This is a genomic window from Amycolatopsis sp. NPDC043887 (genome assembly GCF_056435665.1).
Window position 1 is genome coordinate 163,704 of the sequence record NZ_JBWKEB010000004.1, and the last position, 19,962, is coordinate 183,665.

The window sequence follows — 19,962 nt, forward strand, 5'->3', positions numbered from 1 at the left end:
CGAGGAGGACCACCGTCATGACGACCGACGAGCGGACGCTCGACTACCTCAAGCGACTGACCGCCGAACTGCGCGAGACGCGGCGCCGTCTGCGAGAGGCCGAGGAAAGCGGCTCGGAACCGCTGGCCGTGATCGGCATGGCCTGCCGCTTCCCGGGCGGGGTCACCTCGCCGGAAGGACTGTGGGACCTCGTCGACGGCGGCGGGGACGGGATGACGGGCTTCCCGGCGAACCGGGGCTGGGACACCGACGGGCTCTACCACCCGGACCCGGAACACCGGGGCACCACCTACAGCGACCAGGGCGGATTCCTGCACGACGCCGGGGAATTCGACGCGGGCTTCTTCGGGATCTCGCCGCGGGAAGCGCTCGCGATGGACCCGCAGCAGCGGTTGCTGCTGGAGGTCACCTGGGAGACCTTCGAACGGGCCGGGCTGGACACGGCGGCGCTGAAGGGCAGCGCCACCGGGGTGTTCGCCGGGGCCATGCGCACCGAGTACGTCTCCGGATTCGACGGCGAATCCGAAGAGGTCGAAGGGTTTCTCGGCACCGGCTCGTCGAACAGCGTGCTGTCGGGCCGGCTGTCGTACACCCTCGGGCTGGAGGGCCCGGCGGTCACGATCGACACGGCGTGCTCGTCTTCGCTGGTGGCGGTCCACCTCGCGGCGCACGCGCTGAGGTCGGGGGAGTGCTCGCTCGCACTGGCCGGCGGCGTCACGGTGATGGCCACGCCGGAGACGTTCGTCGAGTTCTCACGCCAGCGCGGGATGGCGCCGGACGGGCGCTGCAAGGCGTTCGCCGCCGGCGCGGACGGCACCGGCTGGGGCGAGGGCGCGGGCATGCTCCTGCTGGAGCGGCTGTCCGACGCGCGCCGCAACGGGCATCGGATCCTCGCCGTCCTCAGGGGAACGGCGGTCAACCAGGACGGCGCGTCCAACGGCCTGACCGCGCCCAACGGGCCGGCCCAGCAACGCGTCATCCGTGCCGCGCTGAAGAACGCCAAGCTGACCGCCGCCGACGTCGACGCCGTGGAGGCGCACGGCACCGGCACGACCCTCGGCGACCCGATCGAGGCGCAGGCGTTGCTGGCCACCTACGGCCGCGAGCGGGAAACCCCGCTGTGGCTCGGTTCGGTCAAGTCGAACATCGGGCACACCCAGGCCGCCGCCGGGGTCGCCGGGATCATCAAGATGGTCGAGGCCATGCGGCACGGCGTGCTGCCCCGCACTCTCCACGTCGACGAGCCCTCACCGCACGTCGACTGGACGGCCGGAGCCGTCGAACTGCTCACCGAACCCCGGCCGTGGGAGACCGGCGAGCGCCCGAGGCGGGCCGGGGTGTCGTCCTTCGGCATGAGCGGCACCAACGCGCACGTCATCCTGGAGCAGGCCCCCCACAACGAGGACACCGAACCGGAACGGACCGCGCCCGCCGTCCAGACGTGGTCCCTTTCGGCTCGCGGTCCGGCCGCGCTGAAGGCCGCCGCCGCGCAGCTTCTGTCTACAGTGGACAGTGTGGATCCGCTCGACCTCGGCTGGTCGCTGGCCACCACCCGGACCGCGCTGGAGTCGCGCGCCGCGATCGTCGGCAGCACCCGGGAAGACCTCGCGTCCGGGCTGACCGCGCTCGCCGAGGGAGAGCCCGCTCCCGGCGTCGTCACCGGCGAGCCGCTGCTCGGGCGCACCGCGTTCCTGTTCTCCGGCATGGGTTCCCAGCGCTGCGGCATGGGTCGCGAGCTGTACGACACCTTCCCCGCCTACCGCGCCGCCTTCGACGAGACGTGCGCCGCCCTCGACCCGCACCTCGACCGCCCGCTGGCAGGCGTCGTCTTCGGCGACGACCAGAAGCTGCTCGACCGGATGACCTTCGCGCAGCCCGCGATGTTCGCCCTGCAGGTCGCGCTCTTCCGGCTGCTGGAGTCGTGGGGCGTCCACCCGGACTACGTCGTCGGCCACTCCGCCGGTGAGCTGGCCGCGGCCCATGTCGCCGGGGTCTGGGACCTGGCCGGTGCCGCGCGGATGATCACCGCGCGCGGACGCCTGATGGAGGCCCAGCCGCCGGGCGGCGCGATGATCGGCGTCCAGGCCACCGAGGAGGAGGTCGCCGCCGAACTGACCGACGGTCTCGCCATCGGCGCGCTCAACGCCCCCGACTCGGTCGTCGTCTCCGGGGAGGAAGCCGCCGCCGAGGCCCTCGCCGCGAAATTCGCCGAACGCGGCCGGAAGATCAAGCGGCTCAACATCTCTCACGCGTCGCACTCGGCGCGGATGGACGGCATGCTCGCCGAATTCGGCGCCATCGCCGCGGAGATCCCGCACGGGACGCCGTCGATCCCGGTGGTGTCCAACGTGACCGGCCGTCTCGCCGGTCCCGGCGAGGTCACCGTGCCCGGCTACTGGCCGCGCCACGTCCGGCAGCCGGTGCGGTTCGCCGACGGAGTCGGATTCCTGCGCGGCGAAGGGGTTTCCCGGTTCGTCGAGATCGGCCCGGACGCGGTGCTGGCGGGGATGGCCGCTCGGACGTTGCCGCCCGAAGGCACCCTCGTCGTCCCGGTGCTGCGCAAGGACCGCGCCGAAGCCCGGACGGCGATGACCGTGCTCGCCGAACTGCACGTCCGCGGCGCCCGCGTCGACTGGACCGCGTGCTACGAGGGCACCGGGGCCCGCACGGTCGATCTGCCCACGTACCCGTTCCAGCGCGAGAACTACTGGCTGCGCGGCGGCCGCGGCGCGGGCGACCCGGGCGGGCTCGGCCTGGCCGACGCCGCTCACCCGCTGCTCGGCGCGGCTGTTCCGCTCGCCGACGGCGCCGGGGTCGTGCTGACCGGCCGGATCTCGCCGTCCACCCATCCCTGGCTTTCCGATCACGCGGTCGCGGGCACCGTCATCGTGCCGGGTACGGCCCTGGTCGAGCTCGCGCTACGAGCCGGGGACGAAGCCGGCTGCGCGCACCTGGAAGAACTCACCCTGCGCGAGCCGATGGTCCTGGCGGGTCCGCTGGACGTCCAGGTCGTCCTGGCCGGGCCGGACGAAAGCGGCCGTCGCGCCGTCGCCGTGTACTCGCGCGCCGGGGAAGGCGCTTGGACGTTGCACGGTTCGGGAACCCTGGCGCCGCAGGCTCCGGCCGCCGGTTTCGACCTCGCCGAGTGGCCGCCCCGTGACGCCGTCTCGATCGACGTCGCCGACGTCTACCCGGTGTTCGCCGCCGCCGGACTGGAATACGGCCCGGCCTTCCAGGGACTCAAGGCCGCTTGGCGGCTGGACGAGGAGATCTTCGCCGAGACCGCGCTGCCGGAAGACACCGCGAAGGCCGACGTCGAGCGCTTCGGTCTCCACCCCGCGCTCCTGGACGCCGGTCTGCACACAATCGGTCTGCTGGCCGGGGAACCGGGCGGCGCCAAGCTGCCGTTCCACTGGCAGGACGTCACCCTGCACGCCACCGGCGCGTCCGCGCTGCGGCTGAAGCTCACGCCGGGACCGTCCGGCGCCGTCACCCTGCGCGCCGCCGACGGAACGGGAACACCGGTCGTCACCATCGGCTCCCTGACCCTGCGCGAACTCGCCCCCGTCACCTCGGCGGCCCCCGGTCTCGACTCGCTGTTCCGCCTCGACTGGACGCCACTGCCCACCCCCGCCGAACCGGCGCCGGTCGAGTGGGCCTATCACGGGCGGGTCGGCGGCGGCGCCGTTCCGCCGGTGGTCGTGCTCCCGGTGTTCACCGACCCGGCGGGTGCCCGCATCGCCACCCGTGAGGTCCTCGCCGTCCTGCAGCAGTTCTCCGCCGAAGATCGCTTCGCCGACGCGAAACTCGTCCTCGTCACCTGCGCCGCCATCGGCCCTGGCCGGGTCGATCCGGCCGCCGCCGCGGTCTGGGGCCTCGGCCGCTCGGCGCAGAGCGAACTCCCCGGCCGGGTCGTCCTCGTCGACACCGAGACCGGCGATCTGACCGAAACCGAACTCACCGCCGCGCTGGCGACCGGCGAACCCCAGCTGACCTTGCGCGACGGTGTGTTCGCCGCGCTTCGGCTCGGCTCGGTCCCCGGCGCCGACGAGCTCAGCCCGCCCGCCGAACCCGCCTGGCGCCTCGGCATGGCGGCTCGCGGAACGCTGGAGGAACTGCGGCTCGAATCCTGCCCTCAGGCCCTCGAACCCCTGAAACCCGGGCATATCCGGGTCGCCGTCGCCGCCGCGGGTCTCAACTTCCGCGACGCGCTCAACGTCCTCGGCATGTTCGAAGGCGAGCCCGGGCCGCTCGGCAACGAGATCGCCGGTGTGGTCACCGAGGTCGGGTCCGAAGTGGACGATCTGGTGCCCGGCGACCGCGTGATGGGTGTCGCGATCGGCGGCATCGGCTCCATCACCACCGCGCAGCGCTCGATGTGCGCTCGCATCCCCGAGAACTGGACGGACGAGGAAGCCGCGTCCGTGCCGCTGGTGTTCCTCACCGCCTACTTCGGTCTCAAGGAACTCGCCGGACTGAAGGCGGGGGAGTCCGTCCTGGTCCACGCGGGCGCCGGTGGCGTCGGTATGGCGGCGATCCAGATCGCCCGCCATCTCGGCGCCGAGGTCTACAGCACCGCCAGCCCGGCTAAGCAGCACGTGCTGCGCGAAGCCGGGCTGGACGACGGCCACATCGCGAACTCCCGCACCCTCGACTTCGAACAGCACTTCCTCGCCACCAGCGAAGGCCGCGGGGTCGACGTCGTCCTCGACGCGCTCACCGGTGACTTCGTCGACGCGTCCCTGCGGCTGCTGCCGCGTGGCGGCCGGTTCCTGGAGATGGGCAAGGCCGGACTGCGTGACCCCGACGAGGTCGCCTCACAGCATCCCGGTGTGCACTACCGGCCCTACGACCTCATCGAGGCCGGCCCGGAGCAGTTCTCCCGCATGTGGGCCGAAGTGCTGGAGCTGTTCGCGAGCGGTGTGCTGAAGCCGTTGCCGCGCCGGGTCTGGGACGTCCGCCGCGCGCCGGAGGCGTTCCGGCTGCTCAGTCAGGCCAAGCACATCGGCAAGGTCGTGCTGACCATCCCGCGCGGGCCGGAGCCCGGCGGCACTGTCCTGATCACCGGCGGCACCGGCGGTCTCGGCGCCCTGCTCGCCAAACATCTGATCGCCGAGTACGGCGTCCGGCATCTGCTCCTGACCAGCCGCCGCGGCCCGGACGCCCCAGGCGCGGCTGAGCTGTCCGAAGAGCTGACCGCGCTGGGCGCGACCGTCACCATCGCCGCGTGCGACAGCGCGGACCGCGAAGCCGTCGCCGCGCTGTTCGCTTCGATCCCGGCGGAGCACCCGCTGACCGCCGTCGTCCACGCGGCCGGTGTCCTCGACGACGCCCCGATCGACGCGCTGAATCCCGAACGCCTCGACCGCGTCCTCGCCCCGAAGGCCGACGCGGCCTGGCATCTGCACGAGCTGACCGCGGATCTGCCGCTGCGCTGGTTCGTCCAGTTCTCCTCCGCCGCCGGTGTGCTCGGCAACCCCGGCCAGGGCAACTACGCCGCCGCCAACGCCTTCCTCGACGGCCTCGCCACCCGCCGTCGCGCCGAAGGCCTGGCCGCGCAGTCCGTCGCGTGGGGCCTGTGGTCCGGCGGGATGAAAGGCGAACTCGGCGACGCGGGCGAAGAACGTATGCGCCGCAGCGGTTTCCCGCCAATCGATCCCGAAGAGGGCTTGGCGATGTTCGACCGCGCGGTCGGCCTCGACCACGCCGTCCTGCTCGGCCTCAAGTTCGACCGAGCGACCGTCCGCGGCAGCGACGCCCCGATCTCCCCGCTGATCCGCGCGCTCGTCGGCGGTTCCGGCCGTGCCAAGGCGAAGACCGCCACCGCCGAGCAGGCGGGCGAACTGCGGCGCAAGCTCGCCGGGCTGTCCGCGCCGGACCGGGACGAACTCCTGCTGGACCTGGTGCGCCGTGAGGTCGCGCTGGTCCTCGGGCACGCCGACGCGGCCGGGATCGCCGCGACCCGCGCGTTCAACGAAATCGGCTTCGACTCGCTCACCGCGGTCGAACTGCGCAACCGTCTCGGCGCCGCCACCGGTCTCCGGCTGCCCGCGACGCTCGTCTTCGACCACCCGACGCCCGACGCGCTGAAGATCTTCCTGCGTGGCGAACTCGTCGGGGACGAGACGCCGGCCCCGGTCGTGGTCACCCCCGCCACGACCGGGGCCGGTATCCACGACGATCCGGTCGTCATCGTCGGCATGGGCTGCCGGTACCCGGGCGAGGTCACCTCACCCGCCGAGCTCTGGCAGCTGGTCGCCGAGGGCCGCGACGGCGTCGGGGACTTCCCGGCCGACCGCGACTGGCCGCTGGACTCGCTGTTCCATCCGGACCCCGATCACCGCGGCACCACCTACGCGTCCGAGGGCGCCTTTCTGTACAACGCGGGCGATTTCGACGCCGAGTTCTTCGGGATCTCACCGCGGGAAGCGCTGGCGATGGATCCGCAGCAGCGCCAGGTACTCGAGACCGCGTGGGAGGCGCTGGAGGGGGCGGGCATCGATCCGGCTTCCCTGCGCGGCACCAGCACCGGTGTCTTCGCGGGTGCCCTGTCCAACGACTACATCTCGCGGCTGAGCGCGATTCCCGAGCAGGTCGAGGGTTTTCTGGGCACCGCTTCCTTCAGCAGCGTCGTCTCCGGACGCGTCGCCTACTCGCTGGGTCTGGAAGGCCCGGCCGTCTCCGTCGACACCGCTTGCTCGTCTTCGCTGGTCGCCGTGCACCTGGCCGCGCAGTCGCTGCGGTCGGGGGAGTGCACGCTGGCACTGGCGGGCGGCGTCAACGTGATGGCCTCGCCCGACATGTTCGTCGAGTTCTCGCGGCAGCGCGGGCTGGCGCCCGACGGCCGCTGCAAGCCGTTCGCCGGGGCCGCCGACGGCACCAACTGGGCCGAAGGCGTCGGGATCCTGGTACTGGAACGCCTTTCCGACGCCCGCCGCAACGGGCACCGCGTCCTCGCGGTCGTCAAGGGTTCCGCGGTCAACCAGGATGGCGCGTCCAACGGGCTCACCGCCCCCAACGGACCTTCGCAGCAGCGCGTGATCCGGTCGGCGCTGGCGAACGCCGGGGTCGAGGCGTCCACTGTGGACGTCGTCGAGGCGCACGGCACGGGCACTCCGCTTGGCGACCCGATCGAAGCGCAGGCGCTGCTCGCGACCTACGGCCAGGACCGCGAGCGGCCGCTGCTGCTCGGTTCGGTCAAGTCCAACATCGGCCACACGCAGGCCGCCGCCGGGGTCGCCGGGATCATCAAGATGGTCGAGGCGATGAACCACGGGATCGTCCCGGCGAGCCTGCACGTGGACGAGCCGACGCCGCACGTCGATTGGACGGCCGGGGACATCGCGCTGCTCACCGAGCGGACGCCGTGGCCGGAGACCGGCGGCCCGCGTCGCGCCGGGGTGTCGTCGTTCGGCATCAGCGGCACAAACGCCCACGTCGTCCTCGAACAGGCCCCGGCCGAACCCGAGCCCGAGTCTTCGGGAACGCTGCCCGTTCTGCCGTTGGTGCTTTCCGGACGTACTCCGGCGGCATTGGCGGCGCAGGCTTTCCGATTGTCCACAGTGGACGCCACTGTTGATGTCGGCTACTCGCTCGCCACCACTCGCACCCAGCACCAGTACCGCGCGGTCGTCGTCGGCGAGGCCGGCGCGGGGTTGAGGGCGCTGGCTTCGGGCGGATCCGCTCAGGGCGTCGTCACCGGTGAACCCGCGTCCGGCCGCCTGGCCTTCCTGTTCACCGGTCAAGGCTCGCAGCGACTGGGCATGGGGCAGGGACTCTACGAAGCCTTCCCCGCCTTCGCCGAGGCTTACGACGAGATCGCGGCGTTGCTCCCGCTCGACGGTGATCTGAGCCGGACCGGGACCGCCCAGCCCGCGATCTTCGCCCTGGAGGTCGCGCTCCACCGGCTCTTCGAGTCGTGGGGCGTGCGCCCGGCTTTCGTCGCCGGGCACTCGATCGGCGAGATCGCCGCCGCCCACGTCGCGGGCGTGTTCTCGCTGGAAGACGCGGCGAAGCTGATCGAAGCGCGAGGCAGGCTGATGGAAGCGCTGCCCGAAGGCGGCGCGATGGTCGCCGTGCAGGCCACCGAGGCCGAGGTCGCCGAGTTCGGCGTGGCCGTCGCGGCGGTCAACGGCCCGGACGCCGTCGTGCTCTCGGGCGCGGAGGGGCCGGTGCTGGCGGCCGCGTCGGCGCTGGAGGCCCGCGGCCGCAAGGTGAAGCGGCTCGACGTCTCCCACGCGTTCCACTCGCCGCTCATGGACCCGATGCTCGACGACTTCGCGGAAGTCGCGCGGAGCCTGACCTATGCCGAGCCGTCGATCCCGGTCGTCTCGGCCGTCACCGGCGCCGTCGCCACCGAGCTGACCGATCCCGCGTACTGGGTGCGGCACGTGCGGGAGCCGGTCCGGTTCGCCGACGCGCTGACCGCCCTCTCGGCCGAGAACGTGACCACCTTCCTCGAAATCGGCCCGGCGGCGGTGCTTTCGGCGCTGGCCGCGAGCACCGGCGAGGCGATCCCCGCCTTGCGCGACGACAAGGACGAGCCGGCGACGGCGGTCACCGCGCTGGCCCGCCTGCACGTCCGGGGGGTCGACGTCGACTGGGCCGCGTTCTTCGCCCCCGCGAAACCGCGTGTCGTCGACCTGCCGACCTACGCCTTCCAGCACGAGCGGTACTGGCTGCGCGAACCCGCCGTGGCGCGCGTCGCCGGCGGCCTGCGCCATCCGGTGCTGGCCAACGCCGTGGCGTCGGCGGACGACGGTTCGGTCCTGTGCACCGGCGTCCTCCCCGCCGACGCCTCGGACACGCTGCTGGTCGAACTGGCGATCCGCGCCGGTGACGAGGCAGGCGCGGGCACCCTGGCCGAGTTCGCGGTCGAGGCACCGCTGACCGGGGACCGCGAGGTCCAGGTCGCCGTCGGTGCGGACGACGGTGGCCGCCGCCCGGTCTCGATCCACACCCGCGCTGGGCAAGGCTGGCAACGGCACGGAACCGGATTCCTGGTCACCACCCTGGCCCCGGCGCCGTCGGCCCCGGACGGGCCGCTGACCGAGCTGACCCTGCCGGACGACTCCGCGCAGCTGTACGGCCTGCACCCGAGCCTGCTCGACCCGGTCCTGGCCGGCCACGGCTGGCCGGTCGCCTGGCGGAACGTGACCCTGCACGCCACCGGCGCCACCGCCGTCCGGGCGCACCTGAGCCCGGCGGGGGAGCTGGCGGTGTTCGACCTCGCGGGCGCCCCGGTGCTGTCCGCCGAGGTGACCTTCGGGGAGCGCCCGGCCGCGGTGACGACGCCCAGCGAGTCGCTGCACCGGATCGTCTGGTCGCCGGTCCCGGCGGGTGACGCCGAACTGTCCTGGGCCCGTCTCGAAGACGTCGGCGCCGAGCTGCCCGGCGCCGTGGTCCTGGAACTAGCCGAACCGGCCGGTGACGTGGCCGACGCGGCGCGTTCGGCCACGGCGATCGTGCTCACCGCGCTCCAGGACCCGGCGTACGCGGACACCCGGCTGGTCGTCCTGACCGCCGGCGCCGTCGCACTGTCCGAAGAGGACGGTGCGGATCCGGCCGCCGCCGCGGTCTGGGGACTGGTGCGCGCGGCGCAGTCGGAGCACCCCGGCCGGTTCGTCCTCGTCGACGGCGACGGTGACACCACGCTCCTCGGCAAGGCGCTGGCCACCGGCGAAGACCAATTGCTGGTGCGAGAAGGCAAGTTGTACGCGCCGAAGCTCTCGCTGGTGCATGCTCACACCACCGAGACTCCGGTGTTGGCCGGGGGAGCGGTGCTCGTCACCGGCGGCACCGGTGGGCTCGGCGCCCAGCTCGCGCGGCACCTGGTGCGGGCGCACGGCGTCACGGAACTGGTGCTCACCAGCCGCCGCGGTCCCGACGCCCCGGGCGCGACCGAGTTGTCCGGCGAGTTGACGGCTCTCGGCGCGCACGTCCGCGTCGAAGCGTGCGACGTCGCCGACCGCGCCGCCGTCGAAGGCCTCTTGGCCGGGATCCCCCGGCTGAGCGGGGTCGTGCACGCGGCGGGCGTCCTCGACGACGGTCTCGTCGGCGCGCTCACCCCGGAACGGCTCGCCACCGTGTTCGATCCCAAGGCCGCCGCGGCTTGGCACCTCCACGAGCTGACCAAGGGGCACGAACTCGCGGCGTTCGTCCTGTTCTCCTCGGCCGCCGGGGTCTTCGGCAACGCGGGTCAGGGCAACTACGCCGCCGCCAACGCCTTCCTCGACGGTCTCGCCGTGCACCGCCGTGCCCTCGGCCTGCCCGCCCGCTCGCTGGCCTGGGGCCGCTGGGCGGACGGCATGGGCGGCGCGCTGGGTACACAGGCCGGGCAACGCTTGAGCCGCAACGGTTTCCCCGCGTTGGGCACCGACGAAGGCCTGGCGTTGTTCGACGCCGCACTGGCCGCGGACGTGGCCGCCTCGGTCCCAGTGAAACTCGACAAGGCCGGTCTCGCCGACGCCGCCGCGGCCGGGCAGCTGCCGGCCGTTCTGCGCGACCTGGTGCCCGCGGTCCGGCGCACCGCCTCGGCGGCCGACGCTGGCGCGCTGCGGGCCAAGCTCGCCGGGCTCGCCGAAGCGGAGCAGGAACGCGCGCTGCTCGACCTGGTGCGCGGGCAGGCCGCGGCCGTGCTCGGGCACGCCGGGGCGGCCGCGATCGCCCCCGGGCGTGGCTTCCTCGACCTCGGGTTCGACTCGCTCACCGCGGTCGAGTTCCGGACCGCGCTGGCCGCCGCGACCGGCCTCACCCTGCCCACGACGGTCGTTTTCGACTACCCGGCGCCGGACGCGCTGGCGAAATACCTCCAGACCGAGCTCGCACCCGAGACCGGCGCGGCCGCCGCGGTGACCGAACAGATCACCCGGCTCGAAGCCCTGCTCGACGGCGCCGACCCCGGCGACACGGAGATCGACGGACGGCTGAAGCGGCTGCTGTCGGCCTGGGCGGCGAAGAAGCCCGCCCACGCAGACCTCGACGCAGCTTCACCGGACGACCTCCTCGCGCTGATCGACGACGAATTCGGCCCGCGCTGAGACCGCCCCCATCCATTCAGGAGCCAGCCGGCGGAGCTGACACATCTCTCGGAAAGGTGACCAGACGCGTGAACCCGCGACCTCGATCGACGTCGGCAGGGCGCTGTCCGGTCGTCCGTGTCACGAGCGAGGGAAAGGCGCCCTGCCGCCGCGATAGCGAGTTCACTACAGACATTGAGGAGCCGTGACATGCCTTCGGAAGAGCAGTACGTCGACTACCTCAAGCGGATGGCGGCCGACCTGCGGGAGAGCCGCCGCGAGCTGGCGGACGCGCGGGAGAAGGAGACCGAGCCCATCGCGATCGTCGCGATGAGCTGCCGGTTCCCCGGCGGTGTCCGCACCCCGGAACAGTTGTGGGAGCTGGTCGACGGCGGTGGTGACGCGATCTCGCCGTTCCCGGCCGACCGCGGCTGGGACACCGACGCGATCCACGATCCCGACCCGTCCGTGCCCGGCACCAGTTACGTCCGTGAGGGCGGGTTCCTGCACGACGCCGCGGAATTCGACAACGAGCTGTTCGGCATCTCGCCGCGGGAGGCCGAGGCGACCGACCCGCAGCAGCGCTTGCTGCTGGAGACGGCGTGGGAAGCCGTCGAGCGGGCCGGGATCGACCCGCTTTCGCTCAAGGGCAGCGCCACCGGGGTGTTCGCCGGGGTCGGGTTCACCGACTACGCGTCACGGCTGACCGCGTTACCCGAAGAGCACGAGGGCTACCTCGGCATCGGCACTTCCGGCAGCGTCGTGTCGGGCCGCGTCTCCTACGCGCTCGGCCTCGAAGGGCCGTCGGTGTCGATCGACACGGCATGCTCGTCGTCGCTGGTCGCGGTCCACCTCGCGGCCCGCGCGCTGCGGTCGGGGGAGTGCACGCTGGCGCTGGCCGGCGGTGTCACGGTGATGGCGACGCCGGGTGCGTTCGTCGAGTTCTCGCGGCAGCGGGGGCTCGCACCGGACGGCCGCTGCAAGCCGTTCGCGGCCGCCGCCGACGGCACCAACTGGGCCGAGGGCGCCGGGATGCTGGTGCTGGAGCGGCTGTCCGACGCGCGCCGCAACGGCCATCCGGTCCTCGCGCTCGTCCGCGGCAGCGCGGTCAACTCCGACGGCGCCTCCAGCGGCCTGACCGCTCCGAACGGGCCGTCGCAGCAACGCGTGATCCGCGCCGCGCTCGCGAACGCCGGAATCGAAGCGTCCACTGTGGACGTCGTGGAGGCACACGGCACCGGGACCGCGCTGGGTGACCCGATCGAGGCACAGGCGCTGCTGGCCACCTACGGCAAGGACCGGGAAGCGCCACTGTGGCTGGGCTCGGTGAAGTCCAACATCGGCCACACCCAGGCCGCCGCCGGTCTCGCCGGCATCGTCAAACTGGTCGAGGCGATGCGCCACGCCAAGCTGCCCGCCACCCTGCACGTCGACGCGCCGTCCCCGCACGTCGACTGGTCCGCCGGTGCCGTGGAACTGCTCGACACGGCCCGGCCGTGGACCGCGACGGACCGGCCGCGCCGCGCGGGCGTGTCGTCGTTCGGCATCAGCGGCACCAACGCGCACGTCATCCTCGAACAGCCGGCCGAAGACGCCGCCGAGGAGCGCGAGATCGTGGCGCCGCCGGTGGTTCCGTACGTGCTGTCCGGTGCCTCGCCCGCGGCCGTCCGCGCGCAGGCCGGCGCCCTGTTGTCCACTGTGGACGAATCGGGCGCCGAACCGGTCGACGTCGCGCTCTCGCTGGCCACCACCCGCGCCACCATGGAGCACCGCGCGGTCGTCACCGGTGCCGACCGCGCCGAGCTGGCTGCCGGTCTCCGCGCCCTCGCGGGCGGCGAAGCGGGCACGGTCACCGGCAGCGACACCGCGGGACGGCTGGCCGTGCTGTTCACCGGCCAGGGTTCACAGCGGCTCGGCATGGGCCGCCGTCTCCACGAGTGTTTCCCGGTGTTCGCCGAGGCCTTCGACGAGGCCTGCGCACACCTGCCCGGAGTCCGGGACGTCGTTTTCGGCACCGACGCGGCGCACCTGGACCGCACCGAATTCGCCCAGCCCGCCCTGTTCGCGTTCGAGGTCGCGCTCTTCCGGCTCGTCGCCTCCTGGGGTGTCACCCCCGACTTCCTCGCCGGGCACTCGGTCGGCGAGATCGCGGCCGCCCATGTCGCCGGCGTGTTCTCGCTGGAGGACGCGGCTCGCCTGGTCGCTGCTCGCGGCCGGTTGATGCAGGCATTGCCCGAGGGCGGCGCGATGATCGCGCTGGAGGCGACCGAGGACGACGTCCGCCCGTACCTGTCGGCCGACGTCGCCCTCGCGGCGGTCAACGGCCCGCGTGCGGTCGTCCTGTCCGGCGCCGAGGCGGCGACCACGGCCGTCGCGGAACGCTTCCCCGGCCGCCGCACGACCCGGCTTTCGGTGTCCCACGCCTTCCACTCGGCGCTGATGGAGCCGATGCTCGCCGATTTCGCCGCCGTCGCGCGGACCCTGACCTTCCGCGAGCCCACGATCCCGGTCGTCTCGACCCTGACCGGCGAGCTCGCCGACCGCCTCACGGATCCGGCGTACTGGGCCGAGCACGTCCGCGGCACCGTCCGATTCGCCGACGCGGTGGAAACCCTGCACGGCCAAGGCGTCACGACCTTCCTCGAACTCGGCCCGGACGCCGCGCTCACCCCGATGGGGCGTTCGGTCCGCCCTGAAGGCGTTGTGTTCGCCGCGTCCCAGCGCAAGGACCGCGACCAGGCCGCCACGCTCGTCACCGCGCTGGGCCTGATCCACGCCAACGGCGCCCGTGTCGACTGGGCCGCCTACCTCGGCGGTAGTGGCGCGCGAGTCGTCACTCTGCCGACCTATCCGTTCCAGCGCAAGCGTTTCTGGCTGGAGGACCCGGGCACGCTGCTCACCGCCGCTGAGGACGGCCGGTTCTGGTCGGTCGTCGAATCGGGCGACGTCGGCGAGTTCGCCGCCGAGCTGAAGCTGTCCGACATCGAAGCGCCGCTCGGCACGGTACTGCCCGCGTTGTCGCGTTACCGCCGCGCCCGGTCGCTGTCGGCCGAAGCGGCTTCGCTGGCCTACCACGTCCGCTGGCAGCCCTTCACCCCCGCGGCGACCACGGCCACCGGCCGCTGGCTGCTCGTCACCTCGGCCCAGGAACATCCGTGGATCGAGACCGCCGCCGAAGCCCTGTCCGATGCCGAGGTGCGGCGGCTCGTCGTCGAGCAGCCCGATCGCGTGGACCTGCCGGACGAGACCTTCGACGGCATCCTGTCCCTGCTGGCCCTCGACGAGACCGAGACAGACGGGCTCTCGTTCGGCGCCGAGGCCACGATGACCCTGGTGCGGGAGCTGACCGCCCGCGACCCGCAAGGTCCACTGTGGACGCTCACCCGGGGCGCGGTCTCGACCGGCGCCCACGACGCGCCGGATTCGCCCGCCCAGGCCCAGCTGTGGGGCTTCGGCCGCGCGGCCGCGCTGGAGAACCCGCAGGCGTGGGGCGGCCTCGTCGACGTCCCGGCCGAGGCGGGGGAGCGGACCGTCGCCTTGCTGCGCGGCGTCCTCACCGGCCCTCGCGGCGAGGACCAGGTCGCCGTCCGGGCCGCTGGCGCCTTCGGCAGGCGGCTCGCTCACGCCGAGCCCGCCGAGCCCCAGCGGTCCTGGCAGCCGCGCGGCACCGTGCTCGTCACGGGCGGAACCGGCGGACTCGGCGGCATCGTCGCCCGCTGGCTGGTCGACCACGGCGCCGACCGCGTCGTTCTCGTTTCCCGCCAGGGAGAAGACGCTCCCGGCGCGGCGGAACTGGCCGGGGATCGCGTCACCATCGCCGCGTGCGACGTCGCCGACCGCGACGCCCTCGCAGCCGTCGTCGAGCCGATCCGCGACGATCTCCGCGCGGTCTTCCACCTCGCCGGCGTGCTCGAACTCGGCCTCATCGAGTCGATGGACCGCACGCGCTACGCCGACGTCCTCCGCCCGAAGGTCGCCGGGACGCGCAACCTCGAAGAGCTCACCGACGGGCTCGATCTCGACGCCTTCGTGCTGTTCTCTTCGATCGCCGCTTCCATCGGCAACGCGGTCCAAAGTGCTTACGGTGCCGCGAACGCGTATCTCGAAGCGGTCGCGCAGCGCCGCCGGGCGAACGGGCTCCCCGCGACGTCGATCGCGTGGGGTCGCTGGGGCGAGGTCGGCATGGGTGTCGGCGCGGACCTCGACGAACTGCTCAGTGGTCTCGGCGTCCCGGCCATGGCACCGGAGATCGGCCTGGTCGCGCTCGGGCAGGCATTGGACCGGGACGAGACCGCGCTGACCGTCGCCGAACTGACCTGGGAGAAGTTCGCCCCGCCGTTCGCCACGCTGCGGCCGAGCCCGCTGCTGGCCGACCTGCCCGAGGTCGTCGCCATCGCCGAGGCCGAAGCCGCCCGCGCCGAGGAAGGCGCCGAAGCCGCCGACGCGTGGCGAGCCCGGCTCGCCGGACTGCCCGAGGCCGAACGCGAACGCGCGCTCACCGAACTGGTCCTGACCCACACGGCCGCCGTCCTCGGGCACACCGACGGTGTCCCGGCCGGGCAGCAGTTCACGAAACTGGGCATCGATTCGCTCACCGCCATCGAGTTGCGCGGCCGGATCAACTCCGAGACCGGGCTGGCGCTCCCGCCGACGATGGTGTTCGACCACGCCACCCCGGCCGCGCTCGCCGCGCATCTGCTGGCCGCGCTCACCCCCGTGGCCCAGGAGTCGCGGACCGTCGTGACCGGACCGGCCGCCGCAGGCCAGGACGTCGCCGTCGTCGGTCTGTCCTGCCGCTTCGCCGGTGGCAGCGACACCCCGGAGAAGTTCTGGGAGAACCTCGTCCAGGGCAAGGATCTGGTCCGCGAGGTGCCGCCGGATCGCTGGAATGCCGCCGACTACTACGACCCCGACCGCACCGCGCCGGGCAAGGCGTACACGCAGCAGGGTGCGTTCGTCGACGACATCGCTGGCTGGGACGCGGCGTTCTTCGGCCTCTCACCGCAGGAAGCGCGGCGGCTCGACCCGACCTTCCGCCTGCTCATGGAACTGGTGTGGGAAGGCATCGAAGACGCCGGGCTCACCGCCGACGAACTGCGCGGCAGCCGCACCGGCGTGTTCGCCGGGCTGATCGACACCATGCAGTACAGCATGCGGCAGCTCGAAGCCGACGGCATGGACGCGGCCGACGACCCCTACTTCGGGCTCGGCAGCTCGCTTTCCGCCGCCGCCGGCCGCATCGCGCATCTGCTCGACCTTCGCGGGCCTTGTCTGACCGTCGACACCGCCTGCTCGTCGGCGCTGAGCGCGGCGCACCTGGCCGTGCAGAGCCTCCGCCGCGGCGAATGCGACATCGCGATCGTCGGCGCGGCCTCGGCGATGATCAACCCGGACGTGTTCATCCAGTCCTGCAAGATGAGCATGCTGGCCGCCGACGGCCGCACCAAGACCTTCGACGAGAGCGCCGACGGCTACGTCATCGGTGAGGGCGGCGGCGTCGTGGTGCTCCGCCGGGCGGGCGAGGTCGGCCCGGGCAGGCGGACCCGCGCGGTCATCCGCGGCACCGCGACCAACCAGGACGGCCGCAGCAACGGGCTCACCGCGCCCAGCCGCGCGGCGCAGAACGCGGTCATCCGCGCGGCGCTCGCCGACGCCGGGGTCACCCCCGACGAGGTCGGCTACGTCGAGGCACACGGCTCCGGCACACAACTCGGCGACGCGATCGAGTTCACCGCCCTCGGTGAGATCTTCGGCGAGCGGAACGCGCCCGAACCGCTCTACGTCGGCGCCGTCAAGACGAACGTCGGCCACACGCTCGCCGCGGCGGGGATGGCCGGGCTGATCAAGACCGTGCTGTCGCTGGAACACGGCACCCTGCCGGGCAACCTGCACCTGAACACGCCGAACTCGGTGGTCACCGTGGACGGCACGGTCCGCCCGGTTCCCGAGGCGCGTCCCTTCCCGGCCAACGCCGACGGGGTGCTGCGCGCGGGCGTCAGCTCGTTCGGCTGGTCCGGCTCCAATGTCCACTTCGTCCTCGATCAGGCGGCGCCCGCTCCGATGCCCGCGCCGGGCCCGGAATGGCAACTGCTCACGGTGTCCGGGCAGAGCGAAGCCGGGCTGTGCGCGAACGCCGAGGCTCTGGCCGACCACCTGACCGAAGACCTCGAACTCGCCGACGTCGCCTTCACGACTCAGGCCGGGCGTAGCGCACTGCCGGTCCGCAAGGCGGTGCTGGTGCGCGACCACGCCGACGCCGTCACGGCACTGCGCGCGGTCACCGGCGGCTCGGCCGTCACCGACAAGCGGCGCTTCGGTCTCCTGCTGCCCGGCACCCGCCGCGCCTGGCAGGGCGCCACCGACGAGCTGTACCGCACGGAACTCGCTTTCCGTGCCGCGATCGACGAATGCGCCGCTCTGCTGGACGGCCGGGCCGACCTCCTCGGCGCGCTCTACGGCACGGCCGAGGCCGACGAACGAGCCGTCGTGTTCGCCGTCGAGTACGCCTTCTGCCGGCTGCTGACCGCATGGGGCCTCGAACCGGCCGTGGTGCTCGGACGCGGGACCGGCGAATGCGCCGCCGCCGTCGCGGGCGGGTTGTTCGGGCTCGCCGAAGGCCTCGAACTCGCGCTCGGCGGGCCGGTCCCACGGGTGGGAACGCCCACGGCGCCGGTGATCTCGCCCCGCACCGGCACGGTGCTCACCGCCGCCGAGGCCGCGGACCCGGCCCACTGGCGGATCGCGGACGACCGCTTCGAAGACGGCCTGCTGGCACTGGCGAAATACGCCGGAGTCCTCGTCGAGGCGGGTCTCGGCGACGACGGCGCCGAGGCGGCCGGACGCTACCTGCCGCAGACGCCGGTGGTCTCGCTGCTGCCGGAGCCGGTGGCCGGTGCCGGACGGCGTGCCTGGCTGACCGCGCTCGGCGCGCTGTGGGAGCACGGCGTCGAGATCGGCTGGGCGGACGGCGCGGGACCGGACCGCCGGTTCGTTTCGCTGCCCGGCTACCGCTTCCAGCGCACCCGCTACTGGCCGGAGGTCGCCTCGCGCGGCTCGGGTTGGTCGCTCAACCAGATGTCCGCCGCCGAGCCGGAGACGCCCGTTCGCGCCGGTCTGGCCGCGCACACTCCGACGTGGCACCGGGACACCACTCGCCGAGTCCCCGCGACGCCGGGGGACCTGGTCCTGTTCGCCGAGCCGGGTGCCTTCACCGACGACTTCGCGGCCGCCGCGGAAGCCGCCGGGCACCGCGTCACGGTCGCCTCCGAGATGGACCGCCAGGTGCTCGCCGGGGACGGCCCGCTGCGGATCGTGCACGCCTACGGCCTCACCACGAGCGATCTCGAGTCCGGCTTCTACAGTCTCCTGGAGCTCGGCAAGGCGATCGGTGCCGAATGTGCGGGCCGCCGCGTCGACCTGCTCGCCCTGGGCCGCAACGGGTTCGACGTCCTCGGCGGCGACGCCACCGACGCCTTCGCCCCGACCATCGCCGCCACGGCCGACGCGATCGCCGCCGAGTACCCGCTGGTCCACGCGCAGTACGCGGACTTCGACCGCGCCGGGGGCAAGGTCGCCCAGGCCCTCCACGAGCTCGACCTCCTGGCTGCGTCCACTGTGGACACTGTCGACGGAGTCGCGGTCGCCGCCTGGCGCGGCGGGCGCCGCTGGCTGCGCGGCTTCGACGTCGTCGAGCTGCCCGAGGTCGACGACTCGCTGGCCTGGAAGCCCGGTGGGACCTACCTGATCACCGGCGGGCTCGGTGTCCTCGGCCTCGCGCTGGCGCGGCGGCTCGCGCCGCTGGGCGTGAACCTCGCGCTGGCCGGCCGGTCCGACCTGCCGCCGGAGGAGACCTGGGACGACTGGATCTCCGACCACGGCGTCGACGACCGCACGAGCGAAGTGCTGCTGGCGGTCCGGGATCTGCGCGCCCTCGGCGCCGACGTCCTGACCCTGCGCGCCGACGTCAGCGCCCCCGGCGAGGCCGCGGCGTTGCTGGCGGAGGTCCGCGGCTACTTCGGGTACCTCGACGGTGTGGTGCACGCGGCCGGGATCGCCGGTGGTGGCCTGCTGCAGAACAAGACGCGTGAGCAGGCGGCCGCGGTGCTGGCGCCGAAGGTCGACGGCACCCTCGCCCTGACCGAGGCGCTGCGCGTCGAACCGGTCGACCTGCTGGTCCTGTACTCCTCGACGGTGACGCTCACCGTCGGCGTCGGGGAGATCGACTACTCCGCCGCCAACGCCTTCCTCGACGGGGTCGCCTCGGCCTCGGCAGGAGGACGTGGTCCGGCCAAGCAGGTCGTGTCGGTCGCGTGGGGGCCCTGGCAGCTGGACGCCTGGACGGCGTCCGGGCTCTCGGGTTCCGCCGAAGCGCAGGAGGGCTCCCGCAAGTTCCGCGAGGAGTTCGGCATCGGCGCCGAAGAAGGCACCGAACTGCTCTCGCGGATCATCGTCTCCGGCGAGCCGCTGGTGACCGTGCTGCCGCTCCCGCTGGCCGACGTGCTGGCGGCGCTCGCCCGTATGGGTTCGGTCGACGCGCTGGTCGGCGCCGACGCCGCGATCCCCACCGGCGAGCGGTATCCGCGGCCCGATCTGCGCACCGCGTACGTCGCCCCGCGCACCCCGGCCGAAGAGCGGGTCGCCGCCGCCTGGTGCGACTGCCTCGGCCTGGAACAGGTCGGCGTGCACGACCCCTTCTTCGACCTCGGTGGTACTTCGCTGATCGGCCTGGTGCTGATCGGCCGCGTCGCCAAGGAGTTCGGCGTCGAACTGGCCCCGGCGAGCCTGTTCGAGAAACCGACCATCGCCGAGTTCGTCACGCTCCTCGGCGAACCCGGCGCGCCGCAGGTGGCCGCCGAGCCCGCCGAAGACGTCTCCGCCCGCGGTGAGCGCCGCCGCGCCCGCACCGCGAAGCTCCGCAAGCGCCCGAGCCGGACCGGAAGGTGAA

Annotated in this window: 2 protein-coding genes; both read left to right on the plus strand. The window is 73.1% G+C overall.

Annotated features, from left to right (window positions below; translation table 11 throughout):
- Window positions 1-17: 17 nt before the first annotated feature.
- Complete coding sequence (locus AC069H_RS12690) at window positions 18-11,039, plus strand: SDR family NAD(P)-dependent oxidoreductase (RefSeq protein WP_478232340.1); 11,022 nt, start codon at window positions 18-20, stop codon at window positions 11,037-11,039.
- 189 nt (window positions 11,040-11,228) lie between these two features.
- Window positions 11,229-19,961 (plus strand): type I polyketide synthase, encoded by an 8,733-nt coding sequence (locus AC069H_RS12695; RefSeq protein ID WP_478232341.1) that lies wholly within the window; start codon window positions 11,229-11,231, stop codon window positions 19,959-19,961.
- Window position 19,962: the final 1 nt, after the last annotated feature.